We start from the raw sequence: 20,347 nt of genomic DNA, 5'->3' as shown, positions 1-20,347 counted from the left end.
CGCCACGGCGGGAAAGCCAACAACGTGGGAGGTCAGCCAAGCACAGCGGAGGGTACGGTGCCGCAGACGACAACGTGGGAAGCCAGCCAAGCGCAGCGGACCGTGGGAGGAAGACGTGAAGTATCACGAGGGGCTGTACATCGACGGCGACTGGCGGCCCTCCGCCGGCACCGGCACGATCGACGTGGTCAACCCGGCCGACGAGCAGGTCATCGGCACCGTCCCGGCCGGTACGGAACAGGACGTGGACGCCGCCGTACGCGCCGCCCGCGCGGCCCTGCCCGGATGGGCGGCCACCGCGCCCGCCGAGCGCGCGGCCCGGCTGACCGCGCTGCGCGACCAACTCGCCGCCCGCAGCGAGGAGATCGCCCGGACCATCACCGCCGAGCTGGGCTGCACCCTGGCCTTCAGCCGCCGGGTGCAGGCCGCGGTGCCGGTCGCGGTCACCGGCTCCTACGCCGAACTCGCCGCCGGCCACTCCTTCGAGGAGCGGATCGGCAACTCCACCGTCTACCACGAGCCGGTCGGTGTCGTCGGCGCGATCACGCCCTGGAACTACCCGCTCCACCAGATCACCAACAAGGTCGCCCCGGCGCTCGCCGCGGGCTGCACCGTCGTGCTCAAGCCCGCCGAGGACACCCCGCTGACCGCCCGGCTCTTCGCCGAGTGCGTGGCGGCGGCCGGGGTGCCGGCCGGGGTGTTCAACCTCGTCACCGGTCTCGGGACGGTCGCCGGGCAGGCGCTGGCCGAGCACCTGGACGTGGATCTGGTCTCCTTCACCGGCTCGACCGCCGTCGGCAGGAAGATCGGCGCGATCGCCGGCGGCGGCGTCAAGCGGGTCGCCCTCGAACTGGGCGGCAAGTCCGCCAATGTGATCCTGCCGGGCGCCGACCTGGCCCAGGCGGTCCGTATCAATCTGGCCGATGTCATACGCAATTCCGGTCAGTCGTGCAACACCCTGTCCCGGATGCTCGTCCACGCCGACCAGTACGAGGAGGCCGTCGAGCTCGCCGCCCAGGAGGCGGCCCGCTATCTGCCCGGCGACCCGGAGGACGAGAAGAGCGGGCTCGGCCCGGTGGTCAACGCCAGGCAGCGGGACCGCGTCCTCGGCTACATCCGGAGCGGGCTGGACGAGGGCGCGCGGCTGGTGGCGGGCGGCCCGGACGCCCCCGAGGGCCTGCCGACCGGCTACTACGTACGTCCCACCGTCTTCGCCGACGTCACCCCGGACATGACCATCGCCCAGGAGGAGATCTTCGGGCCGGTCGTGACCCTCCTCAGGTACGAGAGCGAGGAGGAGGCACTGGAGATCGCCAACGGCACCGACTACGGGCTGGCCGGCGCCGTCTGGGCGGCGGACGAGGGGACGGCGGTGGCCTTCGCGCGCCGTCTGCACACCGGCCAGGTCGACATCAACGGCGGGCGCTTCAACATCCTCGCCCCGTTCGGCGGTCACAAGCAGTCGGGGGTGGGCCGCGAGCTGGGTGTGCACGGCCTGGCCGAGTACCTCCAGACCAAGTCGCTCCAGTTCTGATCCGGCCGCGCGGCGGGGAGGGGGACATATCCGGCCTCTCCGTCGCGCGCCCTGCCCCGCCCCGAAGTCCCGAGGAGACGCCGTGGTCCGCGCCGCCGTACTGCCCGCCGTCAATGCCCCGCTCCAGGTCACCGAGATCGATCTGCCGGCACCCGGCCCCGGCCAGGTCCGGATCGGGCTCGCCGCCGCCGGGGTCTGCCACTCCGACCTCTCGCTGTCCAACGGCACCCTGCGGCAGCCCGTCCCGGCCGTCCTCGGGCACGAGGGCGCGGGGACCGTCACCGAGGTCGGCCCGGGGGTGACCACCGTGGCCCCCGGCGATCCGGTCGTCCTCAACTGGGCGCCCTCCTGCGGCGCCTGCCACTTCTGCGGGCTCGCCGAGCCCTGGCTGTGCGCCGGCTCCGGCCGCGCCGCGAACGCCCCCTACGCCCGGACCGCCGACGGCGGCACCGAGCTCTACCCGGGGCTGGGCACCGCCGCCTTCGCGGCGGAGACCGTCGTGCCCGCGTCGGCCGCGCTGCCGCTGCCGCCCGGGATGCCGCTCGCCGACGCCGCCCTGCTGGGCTGCGCGGTGCTCACCGGCTGGGGCGCCGTGCACCACAGTGCCCGGGTGCGCGCGGGGGAGTCGGTGGTGGTCCTCGGGGCCGGCGGGGTGGGCCTGGCGACGCTGCAGGCCGCCCGGATCGCCGGGGCGGGCCCGATCGTGGCCGTGGACGCCTCCCCGGCGAAGGAGGAGCTGGCCCGCGCCGCCGGCGCCACCGACTTCGTCGTGGCCGACGGTGCGGCGTTCTTCGAGAAGGACGGCGCCAAGCGGATCCGCGCGCTCACCGGAGGAGTCGGCGCCGATGTCGCCATCGAGTGCGTGGGGCGCGCCGAGACCATCCGTACGGCCTGGTCGGCCACCCGCCGCGGCGGCCGTACGACGGTCGTCGGCATCGGCGGCCAGGACCAGCGGGTGTCCTTCTCCGCTCTTGAGCTCTTCTACTTCGGGCGGACCCTCTCCGGCTGCGTCTACGGCAACAGCGACCCGGCCCGCGACCTCCCGGTCATCGCCGGCCATGTCCGCTCCGGCGCCCTCGACCTACGCCGGCCTCGTCACGGACCGGATCGGCCTCGACGACATCCCGGCCGCCTTCGACGCCATGCTGGCCGGCCGGGGCGGCCGGGCACTGGTGGTCTTCTAGACCTGTGTCGGGAGTTCCGTCGTCCGCCCGCAGGGCCTGTCCGGGCGCCGGACCCGTCGGGCGGTCGTGGCACCCGACCGAACCGGGCACAGAATGTCGGGTCCGGGAGGGGTGTTCCTTCCTAGCGTGAGTGACGTCAAAGGAAGGAGACCGGGGTGCTGGACCGGCTGAACCAGGCCATGGAGCACATCGAGGCCCGCCTCGACCAGCGGATCGAGGCGGGCGACCTGGCCCGGATCGCGGCGACATCGGAGTACCACTTCCGGCGGCTGTTCTCCGCGCTGGCGGGCATGCCGCTGTCGGAGTACATCCGCCGTCGGCGGCTGACCCTCGCGGGTGCCGAGGTGCTCGCCGGGGAGCGGACGCTCCTGGAGATCGCGATGCGGTACGGCTACGGCTCGGGGGAGGCGTTCGCGCGGGCGTTCCGCGCCCTGCACGGCGTCGGGCCCGGCGAGGCCCGGCGGTCCGGTGCGGCTCTGCGGTCCCAGCCCCGGATGTCCTTCCGCCTCACCGTCGAAGGGAGCAGCACCATGCAGTACCGGGTCGTGGAGAAGGACGAGTTCCGGGTCGTCGGCAAGAAGGCCCGCGTCCCGCTCATCTACGAGGGGGCGAACCCGTATATCGCCGAGCACATCCGCGGCATCGGGCAGGAGACCATACAGCGCATCGCCGCCCTGTCCGACCAGGATCCGGCGGGGATCATCTCGGTGGTCGTGCCCCTGTCCGACAGCCGTGACGAGGGCACCGAACTCGAGTACTACCACGCGGCGGTGACCGGCGCCGACGCGCCCGAGGACCTCGACGCCCTCACCGTCCCCGCGGGCACCTGGGCCGTCTTCGAGAACTCCGGCCCGTATCCGCAGGCGCTGCAGTTCCTGTGGCGGGACATCTTCACCCAGTGGTTCCCGTCGAACCCGTACGTCAGCAGGCCGGGGCCGGAGCTGCTGTGGACCCGGCCGTCGGCGGACGGCAAGGAGGCGGACGCCCAGCTGTGGATCCCCGTGGAGCGGACCACGGGCTGAGCGGGCGGCAGGTCCGCGGGCCGGTGGTCCGCGGACCGTGAGCGAACGGGCCGGGGGTGCGGAAGGCGCCCCCGGCCCGTCAGCCGTCGGCCGTCCCGTCAGCCGTCGGCCGTCCCGTCAGCCGTCGGCCGGCGGTACGCGCGCCGGGCGGTGCAGGGCCAGGCCGTCCACCAGCGCCCGCAGGCCGGTCTCGAACGCGCCCTCGTCCACCTGGCGTTGGTGCTCGGCGAGCAGATGCGCCTGGCCCAGGTGCGGGTAGTCGGCGGGGTCGTAGGCGTCCGGGTCGTCCACGAAGCCGCGGGCGAACGAGGCCAGCGCGGAGCCCGCCACGAAGTACCGGACCGCCGCACAGATCCGGGTGGCCTGCGCCGGCGGCCAGCCCGCCTCGACCATCCCGCCGAAGGCCGCGTCGGCCATCTTCAGACCGGCGGGGCGGCGGCCGGGGCCCCGGGCGAGGAACGGCACGATGTGCGGATGGGCGGCGAGCGCCGCGCGGTACGAACGGGCCCAGGCCAGCAGTCCGGTGCGCCAGTCCGCGCCCGTCCCGAACGCCGACACGTCGACGCCGGCGATGACCGTGTCGGCGACCGCGTCGAGGAGCTCGTTCTTGGTCGCGAAGTGGTTGTAGAGGGACGGGCCGCTGACGCCCAGCTCCGCCGCCAGCCGCCGGGTGGAGAGCGCCGGCAGCCCCTCGGCGTCGATCAGCTCCAGCGCCGTGGAGACGATGCGCGCGCGGCTCAGGAGCGGCTTGCGGGGACGGCCCATGCCCCACATGGTAGAGCCCGTACGCCGCAAACCAGCGGTGACGGTCACGCCCCCGGACCGCCGGAGGGCAGGCCCTAAGCGGTTGCTCAGTGGCCCGGTATGGTGTTCGATCCGTCAGAGGAACGTCCCTGGCGGATCGAGGAGCGGGGTGCGCGATGGCTGCGGCGGCACGGCAGGCTGCGGAGGAGCACGAGGAGTGGGCCGGGGTCACCCCGGACGCCGCCCGGCGCCTGGTCGCCGCCGCCGTCCAGGCGTTCGCCGAGCGCGGCTACCACGCCACCACCACCCGCGACATCGCCGGCCGCGCCGGAATGAGCCCGGCCGCCCTCTACATCCACTACCGGACCAAGGAGGAGCTGCTCTACCGCATCAGCGGTATCGGCCACGAAAAGGCGCTGCGCATCATGGGCGCCGCCGCCGGGGCCGGGGGCAGCGCCACCGAGCGGCTCCGGGACGCCGTACGGACCTTCGCCCGCTGGCACGCCGAGCACCACACCACCGCCCGGGTCATCCAGTACGACCTCCAGGCGCTGAGCCCCGGGCACTACACCGAGATCACCGGGCTGCGCCGCCGGACCGACCGGCTGCTCCGGCAGATCATCCAGGACGGCGCGGACAGCGGGGAGTTCCGGGTCGACGATGTGCCGGGCACCACCCTCGCGGTGCTGTCCCTGTGCGTGGACGTGGCCCGCTGGTTCTCGGCGGACGGCCCGCGTACGCCCGACGAGGTCGGCACGCTCTACGCCGGCCTCGTCCTGCGCATGGTGGGCGCCCGGCCGGCTACCGCTACAGGTAGTAGCGGCTGACCGTCTCGGCCACGCACACCGGCTTCTCGCCGCCCTCCCGTTCGACCGTCACCACCATGGTGAGCTGTACACCGTCCCGGACCTCGGCCACCTCCGCGATCCGGGCCGAGGCGCGCAGCCGGGAGCCGACGGGGACGGTGGCGGGGAAACGCACCTTGTTCGTGCCGTAGTTGATCCCCATCTTGACGTTCTCGACCCGCATCAGCCGCGGTACCAGCGACGGCAGCAGCGACAGCGTCAGATAGCCGTGGGCGATGGTGGTGCCGAACGGCCCGGCGGCGGCCCGCTCCGGGTCCACATGGATCCACTGGTGATCGCCGGTGGCCTCGGCGAACAGGTCGATCCGCCGCTGGTCGACCGCCAGCCAGTCGCCGGGGCCCAGCTCCTCGCCCACCGCGGACCGCAGCTCGTCCAGCGATCCGAACACCCGGGGCTCCGCCATCTTCCGTCCGCCTCCTCGGCTGATCACGACCTGAGCGCCCGCTCAGCATGCGGGTGCCGGCACCCGCTGTCAACGCCCGGGAAACGGCCCGGAGCCGGGGCAGCGGGGCACCCGTTTAGGGTTGGAGGGTGCCTCAGCTTCCGTACCAGGTCCATGAGCTCTCCGTCGGCCAGCTCTCCGCGCGCAGCGGCGCCGCGGTGTCCGCGCTGCACTTCTACGAGTCCAAGGGGCTGATCAGCAGCACCCGGACCGCCGGCAACCAGCGCCGCTACACCCGCGACGCGCTGCGCCGGGTCGCCTTCGTCCGGGCGGCGCAGCGGGTCGGGATCCCGCTGGCGGTCATCCGCGACGCCCTGGCGGAGCTGCCGGACGAGCGCACCCCCAACCGCGCCGACTGGGCCCGGCTCTCCGAGGCCTGGCGCTCCGAGCTCGACGAGCGGATCAGCCAACTCGTCGAGCTGCGCGACCACCTGACCGACTGCATCGGCTGCGGCTGCCTGTCGCTGGAGAGGTGCGCGCTGTCCAACCCGTACGACAACCTCGGCGCACAGGGGCCCGGCGCCCGCCGGCTGCGCGTCGACCGGCACTCCGGGAAGGCGGCGGAGCGCCGGTCGTGCCCGGAGCGCCCGGAGCGCCCCGAATGCCCGCCGTCGCGGGCCCCCGCGGACCCGTCGGACACGCCCTAGGTCCGGTCCGCGGCGGTCGGTTCACCAGGCGGGCGGCTTGCGGGCCGCCCATGGGCGGGCCTGTTCCAGCTGCGCGGACAGGGCGATCAGCGTCGCCTCGTCGCCGTACCGGCCGGCCAGCATCACCCCGATCGGCAGCCCCTCGGCGGTCCACTGCAACGGGACGTTCACCGCGGGCTGGCCGGTGGCGTTGGAGACCGCGGTGAACGGCGTGAACGCGCCGATCGCCGCGAACTCGGCCTGCGGATCGGCGTCGTTGCGCAGGCCGCCGACCGCCGCCGGCGGCGCGGCCAGGGTCGGTGAGAGCAGCACGTCGTAGCCGGTGCCGGCCGCCATCAGCCCGTCCGCCAGGGACTGGGTGAGCGTACGGAAGGCGTACATCGACAGGGCGAAGTCCGTGCCGGAGACCTCCGCGCCGCGCTCGCGCAGATAGCGGGTGAGCGGCATCAGCAGCTCCTCGCCCCCGGGCGGCACCGGACGGATCGCGGCCAGCACGGACCAGACCCGGGTGAAGGCGATGAGCAGCGCGTCGTCCGCCGGCAGCGACAACTCCTCGACCTCGTGGCCGAGTCCGGTCAGCAGCGCCGCGGTGTCGGTGACGGCCGCGCGGCAGTCCGGGTGCACCTGTACGCCCGGTACGGGCGTCTCCGTCAGGCAGGCGATCCGCAGCCGGCCGGGGTCGCGCAGCGCGTACGAGGCGAAGGTCTCGCCGGGCGGCAGCGGCGGCGCGGCATACGGGTCCCCGGGCATCGCGCCCGCCATGACGTCCAGCAGAGCGGCCGCGTCGGCGACCGTACGGGCCAGCGGGCCGGAGGTCGCCAGCCCGCTGATGTCGTGCAGCACCGGGCCGCCGCTGACCCGGCCGCGGCTGGGCTTGATGCCGTACAGCCCGCAGACCGAGGCCGGGATCCGGATGGAGCCGCCGCCGTCGCTGGCGTGTGCCACCGGCGCCAGCCCGGCGGCGACCGCCGCGGCCGCCCCGCCGCTGGAGCCGCCCGCCGAACGGGCCAGGTCCCAGGGGGTGCGGGCGGGCGGCGCGAGGCCGTTCTCGGTGTAGCAGGGCAGCCCGAATTCGGGGGTGTTGGTCTTGCCGAGCAGGATCGTGCCGCCCGCCCGCAGTCTGCCGGCCACATGGTCGTCGACGGTCGGTACGTGGTCGGCCAGCGCCCGCGAGCCCATGGTGCAGCGCACCCCGGCGACCGGGGTGAGGTCCTTCACGGGGACCGGGACACCGTGCAGCGGCGGGAGGGCGCGCCCCTCGCGGCGGGCTGCCACGGCCGCGCGCTCGGCCTCCGCGGCCTGCTCGCGGGCGAGCTGCGGGGTACGGGTGAGGAACGCGCCCAGTGTGCCGTCGAGCCGGTCGATCCGTGCGAGGTAGTGCTCGGTGAGCTCGACGGGGGAGAGCTCGCCGGTCCGGATCCCCTCGGCCTGCTCGAGCGCGGTCAGATCGTGCAGTTCGGCCATGGACGTCCACCTCTCCTGGGAGTGCGCCGGGAGCGCCTGGGAGCGCCTCCCCATGCCCTGGGACATGGGGAGGGTACCCGTACCACGGCCATGGCGCCGCACAGATGGTCGTTTTCCGGCACCGGCCGGGCGCCGCCGCTCACGCCGCCGCGAACGCCCCCGATTCCCGGGCCCGGTGGGCGGCCCGCAGTGTCTCGGGCGTCAGGATCGACACCGGGGCCAGTACGCCGCACTGCCGGCAGGCCGGGCCGGGCACCGGGTCGTGGCCCCGGGGGTACGGGTGGCCCGTGGTCCCGGCGGGCCAGGTGAAGCGGGTGCCGCCGCACACCGGGCAGTCGTGGCGCGGCCGCCCCGCCTCCATCGCCGCGATCATGCGGTGCAGGACCACCGCGAGCCGGGCGGCCGGGTACCGGTACGGCGACGCGCACGGCACGATGTCGCAGCCGCCCCAGGTCCGCCGGTGCCAGTCGTCGAGCGCGCCCGGCTGCCGGATGCCGTGCTGCTTCTCGGCGCGGCGCCGTGCGGCGAACTCCTCCTCGTACGCGAGCCAGAGGGTACGGGCCTCCTGGAGCTCGTCGAGCGCGGCGATCAGCCGCTCCGGGTCGGGGTCGCGGTCCTGGGCGGCGATACCGGCCCGGGTGCACAGGTGGTGCCAGGTCGCCCGGTGGCCGTAAGGGGCGAAGCGTTCAAGGCACTTGCGCAGGGCGGTGCGACGGCGCGGGGTGACGCGTCGTGGATCGCGGACCTGTTCTGCCAGGGCTCTGAAACCGGCCAATTCATCCCACCTCCATGGGGAGGACCCGACTGGACGGGGATGGGACGCAGCCGAGGGGGACCCGGATCCCTCGAATATCCGTGCGGTTGGCCGTCGCTCGTCCTCCTGCCCGGGGCACCGCCGCACCGCTGCGAGCCACACTCGGGGCGGGCCGCACCGCCGGGGTGTCAGAGCAGCTCGCGCTCCCGGGTCTCCGGCAGCGCCAGGACGCACACCAGCGAGACGGCCGCCATGGCGCTGACGTACCAGCCCACCGACGCCGAGCCGAACGCCGACTGCAGCCGGGTGGCGAGCAGCGGGGCGACCGCCCCGCCCAGCACACCGCCCAGGTTGTACGCGAGTGAGGCGCCCGAGTAGCGCACCGCCGTGCCGAACAGTTCCGGCAGGTACGCGCCCATTGGGCCGTACACCACTCCCATGCAGAACAGCGCACCGCCCATGCCCACCGCGATCAGCACCGGACGGCCGGTCTCCAGCAGCGGGAACAGCACCGGCCCCCAGAGGGCCGCCAGGCCGCTGCCCGCCAGGATCAGCCGGCGGCGGCCGGCGCCGTCGGAGCGGGTGGCGGCGAGCCAGGTGCCGGCCGCCAGGAAGAGGCAGGCCACGAGGGAGAGTCCCAGCATGGTGCTGCGGGGGATGCCGAGGGTGCCGGTGGTGTAGGCGAGGCAGTAGGTGGTGGCCGTGTAGAACAGGCCGTACGCGACGATCATGCCGCCCGCGCCCAGCAGCAGCTCCCGCGGGTGGCGGCGCAGCACGTCGACGGCGGGCACCCGGCCGGTCTCCCGGGCGGCCATCGCCCTCGCGAACACCGGTGTCTCACTGATCTTCAGCCGTACGAACAGCCCGACGCCGACCAGCAGGAAGGACAGCAGGAACGGCACCCGCCAGCCCCACGACCGGAACGCGGCGTCGTCGAGGACGGACGACAGCAGCCAGAACACCCCGGTCGCCGCGAAGAACCCCACGGACGGGCCGAGTTGCGGGAAGGCGGCGTACAGCCCCCGGCGCCCGCGCGGCGCGTGCTCGACCGCGAGCAGTGCCGCCCCGCCCCACTCCCCGCCCAGCCCGATGCCCTGGAGGAACCGCAGCGCGACCAGCAGCAGCGGCGCCCACAGGCCCCAGGTCCCGTACCCGGGCAGCAGCCCCACCAGCGCCGTCGACAGCCCCATCAGCAACAGGGAGACGACCAGCACCGACTTACGGCCCACCCGGTCGCCGAAGTGCCCGAAGAGCACCGACCCGAGCGGCCGGGCGACGAAGGCCACGGCGTACGTGGAGAAGGACGCGAGGGTCGCGTTCACCGGGTCGAGGGCCGGGAAGAACGCATGGTTCAGGACGAGGGCGGCGGCGGTCCCGTAGATGTAGAAGTCGTAGAACTCGATGGCCGTCCCGATGAACGAGGCCACCGCCACCCGGCGCAGGCGCTCGCCCCCGCCGGCGCCGTCGGCCCGCTCGCCCCCGGCCGGCCCACCGGCCGCCGCTGTCCGCGCTGTTGTCGCATCACTACTGTTCACCAGCGCACTTTCCGGGCCGGTGGCGGAGCCAGTCAAGAGGTGAAGCGATCTGTCTCGCTCCCCGGGACGGCCGGACGGCCGGGACGCCCGGGGCGCCCGCTGCCCCAGGGCGTGGCGCGGGCGCTTCCCTCCGCGTATCGCGCCGCGTACCCCTCCGCGTATCGCGCCGCGTACCCCTCCGCGTATCGCGCCGCGTACTCCTATACGTAGCGCAGATACCGCCGCCGCAACTCGCCGAAGTCCCGCAGCCGTTCCTGCCAGGCGCCGGTGATCTCGTCCGGTCCGGCCCCGGCGTCGATCATCGTCCGGACGGCCGCGGAGCCGGTGAGCCGGTCGATGTGGTGGCCCGGCAGCCAGGCGAAACCGCGCCAGACCCGCCGGGCGGTGACCAGGAGCCCGATACCAGTACGGACCGGGTCGAACGACCCGCGGTCGTGGACGTGGAGCTGGACGCCGCCGATGGTCCGGCCCCGGAACTTGGAGAAGGTCGGCGCGAAGTAGGCCTCTCTGAAGTGCACACCGGGGAGGCCGAGCGCGTTGGCGGCCGCGGCCCAGCGCCGGTCGATGCCGTCGGCACCGAGGAGTTCGAAGGGGCGGGTGGTGCCGCGCCCCTCGGAGAGGTTGGTGCCCTCGAAGAGGCAGGTGCCGGAGTAGACCAGGGCGGTGTCCGGGGTGGGCATGTTGGGGCTCGGCGGTACCCAGGGCAGGCCCGTCGCGTCGTGGAAGTCGCCGCGCCGCCAGCCGCTCATCGGCACGGTCTCCAGCTCGGCCGGGCGCCCCGCGGCCCGGGGGACGAACTCCCCGTTGAACAGCAGGGCCAGTTCGGCCACCGTCATGCCGTGCGCCTGCGCGATCGGCTCCCGGCCGACGAACGAGGCGTACGCCTTGTCCAGGACGGGGCCGGTAGCGCGGCGGCCGGTGACCGGATTGGGGCGGTCGAGGACCACGAACCGCTTGCCGGCGAGGACCGCCGCCACCATGCAGTCGTACAGCGTCCAGATATAGGTGTAGAAGCGCGCGCCGACGTCCTGGATGTCGAAGACGACGGTGTCCACACCGGAGTCGGTGAAGATGCCGGCGAGTTCCCGGCCGCTCTTGTCGTAGGTGTCGTACACCGGCAGCCCGGTGGCCGGGTCGTCGTAGCGCCCCTCGGAGTCGCCCGCCTGGGCGGTGCCGCGGAAGCCGTGCTCCGGGCCGAAGACGGCGGTCAGCCGCACCCGCTCGTCGGCGTGCATCACATCCACGATGTGCCGGATTCCCCGGCCGTCCCCGGACGTCACGCCGGTGGGGTTGGTGACGACGCCGACCCGGCGGCCCTCCAGGAGACGGTAGCCGTCGGCGGCCAGCCGGTCGAAGCCGGTGCGCACCCGCCGGCCGCCGTCCGGTGCGGATGCCGCCCCGGCGGGGCCCGCGGCCGCGGTCAGGGCCGGCCCGGCCGCTCCGGCCGCCGCCAGCCGCCCCAGCAGGACGCGTCTCGAGAGCGCCATCCGCACACCTCCGTGATCACCGAATCCCTCGGGTACGTGCCGTGCGCACGCTAACGCGCCGGACGGCGGCCGGGAACAGGGCGCGCAGCGCGGCGACGGGGGTCCCCCGCGCGAGCCGGGCCGAGCGTGGCGGAGAGTCTTCCGCGAGTCTTCCGGGAGCCTTTCGCGGCCACATACCGACTGGTTAGTCTGCCGTCAGCCGCATCCAGCGACCGAGGGAGACCCAGCGTGGCAGCCGTACGGGACAAGGCCGTTGTCGTGACCGGCGCGGGCGGCGGCATCGGCGCCGCCCTGGCCCGCCGGTTCGCCGCCGAGGGCGCCCGGGTCGCGGTCAACGACCTGGACGCGCGGAAGGCCCGGCGGACCGCCGAGGAGATCGGCGCGGTCGCCGTCCCCGGCGACGCCTCCACCGTCGTCCCGGCCGCCCGGGCGGCGCTCGGCGGCACCGTCGACATCTTCTGCGCCAACGCCGGCGTCGGCACCGGCGGCGGGCCCGAAGCCCCCGAGGACGACTGGGCACTGGCCTGGGACGTCAACGTCATGGCCCACGTCCGCGCGGCACGCGCACTGCTGCCGCAGTGGCTGGCGTGCGGCAGTGGCCGCTTCGTCTCCACCGTCTCCGCCGCGGGCCTGCTCACCATGGTCGACGCGGCCCCGTACAGCGTCACCAAGCACGGTGCGTACGCCTTCGCCGAATGGCTCTCGCTCACCTACCGGCACCGCGGCATCGACGTCCACGCCATCTGCCCCCAGGGCGTCCGCACCGGCATGCTGGCCGCCACCGGGGCCGCCGGGGACCTCGTCCTGGCCCCGACGGCCATCGAGCCCGAGGACGTCGCCGAGGCGCTGTTCACGGCGATGGCCGAGGGCCGCTTCCTGGTGCTGCCGCACCCGGAGGTCGCCGGCTACTACACCGCGCGGGCCGCCGACCCCGACCGCTGGCTCGGCGGCATGAACCACCTCCAGCGCAAGCTGGAGCAGGACGGGGGCGGCACCCGGTGACGTCCGCGGACCACGAATGGCAAGATCCTCGGACGGGAGCTGCGCCACCGCGCACGACGTGAGGACGAAGGACAGGTGAGGGCGATGGCCGGCACGAAGGACGGCGACGGCAGCGGCGGCGCGACCGGCGGCGCGACCGGCCGCTGCGGCGCGAAGCCGGTGGCCCGGCGGCTGCTGGCCACCGCCACCCGGCTCTTCGCCGAGCAGGGCTACGACCGCACCTCCGTCCAGGAGATCGTCGACGCGGCAGGCGTCACCAAGGGCGCCCTGTACCACTACTTCGGCTCCAAGGACGACCTGCTGCACGAGGTGTACGGCCGGGTGCTGCGCCTCCAGCAGGAGCGGCTGGACCACTTCGCGGACGCCGACGCGCCGGTGGAGCAGCGCCTGCGGGACGCCGCCGCCGACGTCGTCGTCACCACCATCGAGAACCTCGACGACACCAAGATCTTCTTCCGCTCGATGCACCACCTCGGCGCGGAGAAGGACAAACAGGTCCGCGCCGAACGGCGGCGCTACCACGAGCGCTTCCGGGCCCTGATCGAGGAAGGGCAGCGCACCGGCGTGTTCACCGACGCCGTGCCCGCCGACCTCGTCGTCGACTACCACTTCGGCTCGGTGCACCACCTCGGCACGTGGTACCGCGAGGACGGACCGCTCGGCCCGCGCCAGGTGGCGGACCACCTGGCGGACCTGCTGATGCGGGCGCTGCGGCCGTAGGACCGGCAGGCCTACCGGGTACGTCCGGACCGGCAGGGCCTACCGGTACTTCCCGAGCTCCCGTCGGGCCAGCGACCGCTGATGCACCTCGTCCGGCCCGTCCGCCAGGCGCAGCGTGCGCGCCGCGGCCCACAGCTCGGCCAGCGGGAAGTCCTGACTCACCCCGCCTGCGCCATGCAGCTGAACCGCCTTGTCGAGGATGTCCACGACCGTCCGCGGCGTGGCGATCTTGATGGCCTGGATCTCGGTGTGCGCGCCCTTGTTACCGACGGTGTCCATCAGCCAGGCCGTCTTCAGCACCAGCAGCCGCAGCTGCTCCACCGCCACCCGCGCGTCCGCGATCCACTCCTGGACCACGCCCTGCTGCGCCAGCGGCTTACCGAACGCGGTACGCGACACCGCCCGCCGGCACATCAGCCCGATCGCCCGCTCCGCCATGCCGATCAGCCGCATGCAGTGGTGGATCCGGCCGGGGCCGAGCCGGGCCTGGGCGATGGCGAAGCCGCCGCCCTCCTCGCCGATCAGATGGCCCACGGGCACCCGGACGTCCTCGAAGAGCACCTCGGCATGGCCGCCGTGCCAGTGGTCCTCGTAGCCGAAGACCCGCATGGCGCGCCGGACCGTCACACCCGGGGTGTCGCGCGGCACCAGCACCATCGACTGCTGGCGGCGGATGTCGGCACCGTCCGGATCCGTCTTCCCCATCACGACGAAGATCCGGCAGAGCGGGTTCATCGCCCCCGAGATGTACCACTTGCGCCCGTTGATGACGTACGAGTCGCCGTCCCGCTCGATGCGGGTCTCGATGTTCGTCGCGTCCGACGACGCCGCCTCGGGCTCGGTCATCGCGAACGCCGACCGGATCTCACCGGCCAGCAGCGGCCGGAGCCACCGCTGCTGCTGCTCGTCGCTCCCGAACTGCGCCAGGACCTCCATGTTCCCGGTGTCCGGCGCCGCGCAGTTCAGCGCGGTGGGCGCCAACTGCGGGCTGCGGCCGGTGAGCTCGGCCAGCGGCGCGTACTGGAGATTGGTCAGCCCGGCCCCGTGCTCCGTGCCCGGCAGGAACAGGTTCCACAGGCCCCGCCGCCGGGCCTCGGCCTTGAGCTCCGCCACCACCGGCGGGGTGTCCCACGGCGAGGCCAGCCCCGCCCGCTGCTCCTGCGCGGTCCGCTCGGCCGGGTACACATACTCGTCCATGAACGCCGTGAGCCGTGCGTGCAGCTCCTCCGTACGGGCGTCGAACGCGAAGTCCATCGGATGCCTCAGCCTTCCTTGAGCGTGCTCAGTCCGTGGTCGATGAAGACGGGCACCAGCTCACCGATCCGGTCGAAGCCCGCGCCGACGGTCCGGCCGAGCGTGAAGCGGTAGTGGATGCCTTCGAGGATCACCGCGAGCTTGAACCAGGCGAACGCCGTGTACCAGGCGATGGCCGAGGTGTCCCGGCCGGAGCGCGTCGCGTACCGCTCGATCAGCTCGCCGGGGGAGGGGTGGCCCGGCGCACCGCAGGTGGTGCTGACCGGTGAGTCCGCCAGCCCCAGGTCCGTGCTGTACATCGCCAGCAGGCCCACGTCCGTCAGCGGATCGCCGAGCGTGGACATCTCCCAGTCCAGTACGGCCGTGAGGGTGTCATCGGCGCCGACCAGGACGTTGTCGAGACGGTAGTCGCCGTGCACGACGGCCGGCGCGGGGGAGGCCGGCAGCGCCCGGCCCAGCGCCCGGTGCAGCGCGTCGATCCCCGGCAGCTCACGGCTCCTCGACGCGTCCAACTGCTTTCCCCAGCGCCCCAGCTGGCGCGCCAGGAAACCGTCCGGCCGGCCGAAGCCGCCGAGCCCGGCCGCCTCCGGGTCCACCGCGTGCAGGGCGACGAGCGTGTCGACCAGCGAGAGGACCACGGCGCGGGTGCGCTCGGCGCCGAGCGGCGCGAGCTGGGCGGCCGTCCGGTACGGCACGCCCTCCACCAGCTCCATCACATAGAACGGCGCACCGATCACCGTCTCGTCCTCGCACAGCAGCAGCGCCCCGGGCACCGGCACCGGAGTCGGGCGCAGCGCGCTGATCACGCGGTGCTCGCGCCGCATGTCGTGTGCGGTCGCCAGGACGTGGCCGAGCGGCGGGCGGCGCAGGACCCAGCGGGAGACGCCGTCGGTGATCCGGTAGGTGAGGTTGGACCGGCCGCCCTCGATCAGCTCGCCGCGCAGCGGTCCGCGCACCAGCCCCGGCCGCTCCCGGTCCAGATACTCCCTGAGCGGCTCCGGGTCGAGTCCCGGGGTGTCGCCTTGGCTCATCGCGCTCCTCCGTACGGATGGGACGGTCCCACGGCCGGTCCACGGGACGGCGGCTCACCGGCCGGCCCGGGCCTCGGACGGTCGTCGCCCCGATCATGCCGACTAGTCGGTATGGCGTCCAGTGCCGTCCCATGGGGAGTGCGTCACGCGGCGCCGCACCGGCACCTTCCGGCCACCACCCGCCACGGCGGGCTCACGCGTGACAGGCCACCGGCACCCCGCCGTTCAGCACCGTCATGTCACCGAACCCGGCCACCACATCGAGCGGGGAACCCGGCGCCGCACCCGCCAGCTCCGCGTACGCCCGGTGCAGATTCGCCACCAGCCGCTCGGACTCCGCCAGCTCCGCGAACGGACCGAGATCCGCCCCCTGGGCCGCCTCCAGCGGCGTACGCCCGGCCGCCCGGCCCTCCTCCGCCAGCCGTCCGACGAACTCCAGATAGCGCTCGACACCGTCGTACACCTCGGGGCCGGCCACCGGACCGTGCCCCGGGACGACCACGGCCGCGTCCAGGGACCGCAGCAGCCGGACGGCGCGCAGCGAGCCGGCCAGCGAGCCCATGAAGAAGAACGGCGTGCCGCCGTGGAAGACCAGATCCCCGGCGAAGACCACGCGCTGCCGCGGCAGCCAGACGATGGTGTCGCCGGTGGTGTGCGCCACCCCCGGGTGGATCAGCCGGACCTCGGTCCCGCCGACATGGAGCGTGAGCTCCTCGCGGTAGGTGACGGTCGGCGGGGTGAGCCGGATGTCGCCGTACTCCACCTGCGGCCACACCGCGTGCAGCTGGTGCCCGGCGGCCAGCAGTTCACTGCGGCAGGCGGCGTGCCCGATGACCGTGGCCTCGGGCGTGAAGACGCCGTTGCCGTAGGTGTGGTCGCCGTGGTGGTGGGTGTTGACCAGCATGCGGGGCACCGGCGCCCCGCTCTCCGCGATCCGGCGGCGCAGCAGCCGCGCCCGGCGCTCGGTGGCGGCGGTGTCCACGACCAGGGTGGCGTCCCCGTCGGTGACGAACCCGGCGTTGTTCAGGCACCAGCCGCCGTCCGGCTGGATGAAGGCGTGGACCCCGGCGGCGAGTTCGGCGAGGTACGGCTCGGGGAGCGGCCCCGGAGCGCCCTGCCCCGCCGCGGCCGGTCCTGTCGTGTCGCACATGTGGAGGCGCCCCCTGGCGTGTGATGACCCGTATGGGTGTGACGTACCGTCATCGCCAGCGTAGAGCCTGTCGTCGAACTCCCGCCTGCCTCGCGACGCCTGGCACCGCACCCCGTCCCGTCAGACCGTCCCCGCCTCCCGCCGGGCCAGCAGCTCCCGGTACGCCGCCAGCCCGTCCGGTGTCCACGGCCACCCGTCCAGCCGCCGGATCAGCTCCTCCTCCGTCAGGAACGCGTACCACTCGATCTCCGTCTCCTGCGGGGCGACCGGCAGTGTGCAGCGCACCTGGTAGACCGCGGACCACCAGCAGTGCTCGGCGGTCTCGTAGAGGAACTTGAACAGCGGCTCCGGCGGCCGCAGCCCCCGCACACCCAGCTCCTCCTCCGCCTCCCGCAGTGCCGCCCGGTCGTAGCTCTCCCCGGCGCCGACCACCCCGCCCACGAACATGTCGTAGTGCGAGGGGAAGACCAGCTTGCGGGCGGTGCGCCGGTGCACGAAAATCCGGTCCTCGGCGTCCCGGACGAGCACGAAGGCACAGCGGGTGCGCATCCGCCGGGCGTACGTCTCGCCGCGCGGAGCCTGCCCCACGACCTCGTCGTTCTCGTCGACGACGTCGAGTATCTCGTCCGCGTCGAGCGGCTGTTGATCGGTCATGGGGCCATACAACCACCGGGAGCCGGAGCCGCGCGCCCCGTTCCCGGCGGCATCGCCGGATGGGTGCCGATCAGCACGATGCCCGAGACGATGGCCACGATCCCGGCCGCCTCCCAGGCCAGCGCTCCGGGCGTCACCTGCAACCGGTCACCGAGGAAGCCCACCCCGCAGACGATCCCGGCCAGCGGCTGGGCGGCGGTCAGCGCGGGCAGCGACAGCCGCAGCGGCGCCGACTCGAACGCGCTCTGTACGAACAGCAGCGACAGCACCCCGAGTACCAGAATGGCGTACGGCTGCCAGCTGACGAGGAGGACCGGCCAGCCGCCCCGCCCGAAACGCTCGGCGCTGATCCGGGTCAGCGCGTCCTGCAGACCGTAGAGCAGGCCCGCCGCGACGCCCAGCAACGAGGCCTCCAGGCTCACATGGACCAGCTCGTGCTTGGCGACGGCCGCCAGCAGCAGCGAGAGGGCCAGTACCACCCCCATGATCAGCCACTGCCACAGCGGGTCGGCGCTCCGGCTGCCGCCCCGCGGACGCCCGGCCACGATGAAGGCCGTCACCCCGCCCGCCAGCAGCCACAGCCCGGCCCACCCGGTACGGCCGAGCCGCTGCCGGGTCAGCCGCCGCGACAGAGCCATCGCGAACAGCAGATTCGTCGCCAGCAACGGCTCCACCAGAGTGATGTCGCCCATCCCCAGCGCCACCGCGCCGAGCGCCATCCCCACCACCATCAGCCCGATCCCCGCCAGCCACAGCGGCATCCGCACCAGATCCAGCAGCAGCCGGAAGTGCAGGTAGTCCTTCATCGGCGCGTACTGCGCGGCGGCCTGCTGGAGAACGAAACCGAGTCCCAGACAGCAGGCCGCGCCGAGGGCGAGCAGGATCACCGTCACGTCGCACACCTCGTATATCGCGCGCGGGCGGGGCTGCGCCGGGGAACGGCGGTCCGGCGGCAGGCGGCGGGACGGCCCCGGTCACCCACCATTCTCCCGCGCGGCCCGGCGGACTGCGCGGTGATCGGATGGTTGACGCGGCAGTCGGGTGCGCTGAGGATCGTGCACCACGGTGGCCGGTGCGCACCGGCCCGCCCCGGTGAGGAGAGGCCGAATGGCGTACGACGCTGATGTGATCGTGATCGGAGCGGGGCTCGCGGGCCTGGCCGCCACCGCGGAGCTGGTGGACGCCGGCCGCCGGGTGATCCTGCTCGACCAGGAGCCCGAGCAGTCCCTCGGCGGGCAGGCGCACTGGTCCTTCGGCGGCCTCTTCCTCGTCGGCTCACCCGAGCAGCGCCGACTCCGCATCCGCGACAGCCACGCCCTGGCCTGGCAGGACTGGCTCGGCACGGCCGGCTTCGACCGGCCCGAGGACCACTGGCCGCGCAAGTGGGCCGAGGCGTACGTCGACTTCGCGGCCGGGGAGAAACGCGCCTGGCTGCACCGGCAGGGCGTACGGTTCTTCCCCGTCGTCGGCTGGGCCGAACGCGGCGGCTACGACGCGACCGGGCACGGCAACTCCGTCCCCCGCTTCCACATCACCTGGGGCACCGGGCCCGGCCTGGTCGCACCGTTCGAGCGCCGGGTGCGGGCGGGCGCGGACCGCGGCCTGGTCCAGCTGCGGTTCCGGCACCGCGTCACCGGGCTGTCCCGCAGCGCCGGCCAGGTGGACACGGTCACCGGCGAGATCCTCCGGCCCTCCGACGTCGCCCGCGGCAAACCCAGCAGTCGCGAGGTGACCGGCGCCTTCGAACTGCGGGCACCGGCCGTGATCGTCACCTCCGGCGGCATCGGCGGCAACCACGAACTGGTCCGCGCCTGCTGGCCCGCACGGCTGGGCAAGCCCCCCCGGCGGATGCTGTCCGGCGTGCCGGCACACGTCGACGGCGAGATGCTGGGCGTCACCGAGGCGGCCGGCGGCCGGATCATCAACCGCGACCGGATGTGGCACTACACCGAGGGCATCGACAACTGGAACCCGATCTGGCCGCTGCACGGCATCCGGATCCTCTCCGGGCCCTCCCCCCTGTGGCTCGACGCCCACGGCCGGCGGCTGCCCGTCCCGCTCTTCCCCGGCTTCGACACCCTCGGCACCCTCGAACACATCATGAAGACCGGCCACGACCACACCTGGTTCGTCCTCACCCGGAAGATCATCGAGAAGGAGTTCACCCTCTCCGGCTCCGAGCAGAACCCCGACCTCACCGGCAAGAGCATCCGCCAGGTACTCGGCCGGGCCTGCGCGGGCACCCCCGGCCCGGTACAGGCGTTCCTGGACCACGGCGCGGACTTCGTCGTCGAACGTTCGCTGACCGCACTCGTACGGCGGATGAACGCGCTCACCACGGAGCCGCTGATCGACGAGGCCGCGCTGCGCGACGAGATCGAGGCACGCGACCGCGAGATCACCCACCCCTTCACCAAGGACCTCCAGCTCACCGCCGTCCGCGGGGCCCGCAGCTACCTCGGCGACCGGCTCATCCGCACCGCCGCCCCGCACCGCCTGCTCGACCCCGGAGCCGGCCCGCTGATCGCCGTACGGCTCAGCATCCTCACCCGCAAGACACTCGGCGGCCTGCAGACCGACCTCTCCTCCCGGGTGCTCACCGAGGACGGCGAGCCCCTGCCCGGCGTCTACGCGGCGGGCGAGGCGGCCGGATTCGGCGGCGGCGGCGTACACGGCTACCGGTCGCTGGAGGGCACGTTCCTGGGGGGCTGCTTGTTCTCGGGGCGGACGGCCGGTCGCTGTTCCGCGGCGCTTGGCTGACTTCCCACGTTGTCGGCTCTCCCGCCGTGGGTGTTTCTCGCCGTGCGCCTGCGGCGGGCGTGGGTGGGTCGGGTGCGGGTCCGCTCCTCCGGACTGG

At 73.8% G+C, this 20,347-nt stretch carries 18 protein-coding genes and 1 pseudogene; 8 read left to right on the top strand and 11 right to left on the bottom strand.

Annotation, left to right across the window (positions count from 1 at the left end; translation table 11 throughout):
- Nucleotides 1–115 precede the first annotated feature (115 nt).
- The 3 genes and pseudogenes from AZE13_RS07795 to AZE13_RS07785 all read left to right on the top strand — a co-directional run bounded on the left by AZE13_RS07795 (nt 116) and on the right by AZE13_RS07785 (nt 3,740).
- Nucleotides 116–1,534, top strand: a complete 1,419-nt coding sequence (locus AZE13_RS07795) for an aldehyde dehydrogenase family protein (protein WP_066928298.1) — start codon at nt 116–118, stop codon at nt 1,532–1,534.
- An 82-nt stretch (nt 1,535–1,616) separates the two neighbouring features.
- Nucleotides 1,617–2,718: pseudogene (locus tag AZE13_RS07790) on the top strand (Zn-dependent alcohol dehydrogenase).
- Between the two features lie 155 nt (nt 2,719–2,873).
- Nucleotides 2,874–3,740 (top strand): AraC family transcriptional regulator, encoded by an 867-nt coding sequence (locus AZE13_RS07785; RefSeq protein WP_066928297.1) that lies wholly within the window; start codon nt 2,874–2,876, stop codon nt 3,738–3,740.
- Between the two features lie 117 nt (nt 3,741–3,857).
- Here the strand turns inward: AZE13_RS07785 and AZE13_RS07780 are convergent, their stop codons facing one another.
- Nucleotides 3,858–4,505 carry a TetR/AcrR family transcriptional regulator gene (locus AZE13_RS07780; RefSeq protein WP_066928296.1) on the bottom strand — a complete coding sequence of 216 codons (648 nt, stop codon included), beginning with the start codon at nt 4,503–4,505 and terminating at the stop codon, nt 3,858–3,860.
- 155 nt (nt 4,506–4,660) lie between these two features.
- On the opposite strand from AZE13_RS07780, the gene AZE13_RS07775 reads away from it, so the two are divergent.
- Nucleotides 4,661–5,311 (top strand): TetR/AcrR family transcriptional regulator, encoded by a 651-nt coding sequence (locus AZE13_RS07775; RefSeq protein WP_066928294.1) that lies wholly within the window; start codon nt 4,661–4,663, stop codon nt 5,309–5,311.
- On the opposite strand, the gene AZE13_RS07770 is transcribed toward AZE13_RS07775, so the two are convergent.
- Complete coding sequence (locus AZE13_RS07770) at nt 5,292–5,753, bottom strand: MaoC family dehydratase (RefSeq protein ID WP_066928292.1); 462 nt, start codon at nt 5,751–5,753, stop codon at nt 5,292–5,294. The two genes, AZE13_RS07775 and AZE13_RS07770, sit on opposite strands and share 20 nt — an antisense overlap.
- Before the next feature lie 128 nt (nt 5,754–5,881).
- Between AZE13_RS07770 and soxR the strand changes: the two genes are divergently transcribed.
- Entirely contained in the window at nt 5,882–6,439 is a 558-nt protein-coding gene (gene soxR, locus AZE13_RS07765; protein ID WP_066928290.1) for a redox-sensitive transcriptional activator SoxR, read from the top strand.
- Between the two features lie 21 nt (nt 6,440–6,460).
- Here soxR and AZE13_RS07760 read toward each other — a convergent pair whose 3' ends face one another.
- The 4 genes from AZE13_RS07760 to AZE13_RS07745 all read right to left on the bottom strand — a co-directional run bounded on the left by AZE13_RS07760 (nt 6,461) and on the right by AZE13_RS07745 (nt 11,679).
- Nucleotides 6,461–7,903, bottom strand: a complete 1,443-nt coding sequence (locus AZE13_RS07760; protein WP_066928288.1) for an amidase — start codon at nt 7,901–7,903, stop codon at nt 6,461–6,463.
- A 139-nt stretch (nt 7,904–8,042) separates the two neighbouring features.
- Nucleotides 8,043–8,678: a hypothetical protein gene (locus tag AZE13_RS07755; protein WP_066928286.1), complete on the bottom strand. Its 636-nt coding sequence runs from the start codon at nt 8,676–8,678 to the stop codon at nt 8,043–8,045.
- A 167-nt stretch (nt 8,679–8,845) separates the two neighbouring features.
- A complete protein-coding gene (locus tag AZE13_RS07750; protein ID WP_398780118.1) occupies nt 8,846–10,195 on the bottom strand; it encodes an MFS transporter in 1,350 nt (449 codons plus the stop codon).
- A gap of 197 nt (nt 10,196–10,392) precedes the next feature.
- Nucleotides 10,393–11,679, bottom strand: coding sequence for an exo-beta-N-acetylmuramidase NamZ domain-containing protein (locus AZE13_RS07745; RefSeq protein WP_066928284.1), 1,287 nt, complete (start codon nt 11,677–11,679; stop codon nt 10,393–10,395).
- Between the two features lie 228 nt (nt 11,680–11,907).
- Between AZE13_RS07745 and AZE13_RS07740 the strand changes: the two genes are divergently transcribed.
- Together AZE13_RS07740 and AZE13_RS07735 are read left to right on the top strand one after the other, a co-directional pair.
- On the top strand, nt 11,908–12,681 hold the full coding sequence (locus AZE13_RS07740; RefSeq protein ID WP_066928281.1) for an SDR family oxidoreductase: 774 nt from the start codon (nt 11,908–11,910) through the stop codon (nt 12,679–12,681).
- Between the two features lie 84 nt (nt 12,682–12,765).
- Complete coding sequence (locus tag AZE13_RS07735; RefSeq protein ID WP_079123782.1) at nt 12,766–13,401, top strand: TetR/AcrR family transcriptional regulator; 636 nt, start codon at nt 12,766–12,768, stop codon at nt 13,399–13,401.
- Nucleotides 13,402–13,440: 39 nt separating this feature from the next.
- Here the strand turns inward: AZE13_RS07735 and AZE13_RS07730 are convergent, their stop codons facing one another.
- From AZE13_RS07730 to AZE13_RS07710, 5 genes are all read right to left on the bottom strand, one after another.
- Nucleotides 13,441–14,655, bottom strand: coding sequence for an acyl-CoA dehydrogenase family protein (locus AZE13_RS07730; RefSeq protein WP_066928280.1), 1,215 nt, complete (start codon nt 14,653–14,655; stop codon nt 13,441–13,443).
- 8 nt (nt 14,656–14,663) lie between these two features.
- Nucleotides 14,664–15,686: a phosphotransferase family protein gene (locus tag AZE13_RS07725; protein WP_066928278.1), complete on the bottom strand. Its 1,023-nt coding sequence runs from the start codon at nt 15,684–15,686 to the stop codon at nt 14,664–14,666.
- Between the two features lie 193 nt (nt 15,687–15,879).
- Nucleotides 15,880–16,836, bottom strand: a complete 957-nt coding sequence (locus AZE13_RS07720) for an MBL fold metallo-hydrolase (RefSeq protein WP_066928276.1) — start codon at nt 16,834–16,836, stop codon at nt 15,880–15,882.
- A 120-nt stretch (nt 16,837–16,956) separates the two neighbouring features.
- A complete protein-coding gene (locus AZE13_RS07715) occupies nt 16,957–17,490 on the bottom strand; it encodes an NUDIX hydrolase (RefSeq protein ID WP_066928274.1) in 534 nt (177 codons plus the stop codon).
- On the bottom strand, nt 17,487–18,383 hold the full coding sequence (locus AZE13_RS07710; RefSeq protein WP_066928273.1) for a DMT family transporter: 897 nt from the start codon (nt 18,381–18,383) through the stop codon (nt 17,487–17,489). Before AZE13_RS07710 ends, AZE13_RS07715 begins: the two co-directional genes overlap by 4 nt.
- Before the next feature lie 214 nt (nt 18,384–18,597).
- Between AZE13_RS07710 and AZE13_RS07705 the strand changes: the two genes are divergently transcribed.
- Nucleotides 18,598–20,250 (top strand): FAD-binding dehydrogenase, encoded by a 1,653-nt coding sequence (locus AZE13_RS07705; RefSeq protein WP_066928271.1) that lies wholly within the window; start codon nt 18,598–18,600, stop codon nt 20,248–20,250.
- Nucleotides 20,251–20,347: the final 97 nt, after the last annotated feature.

This window comes from Streptomyces sp. NBRC 110611, assembly GCF_001590865.1.
GTDB lineage: Bacteria > Actinomycetota > Actinomycetes > Streptomycetales > Streptomycetaceae > Streptomyces.
Note: the sequence above shows the minus strand (reverse complement) of the source record. Positions and strands in the feature narration are given on the sequence as shown.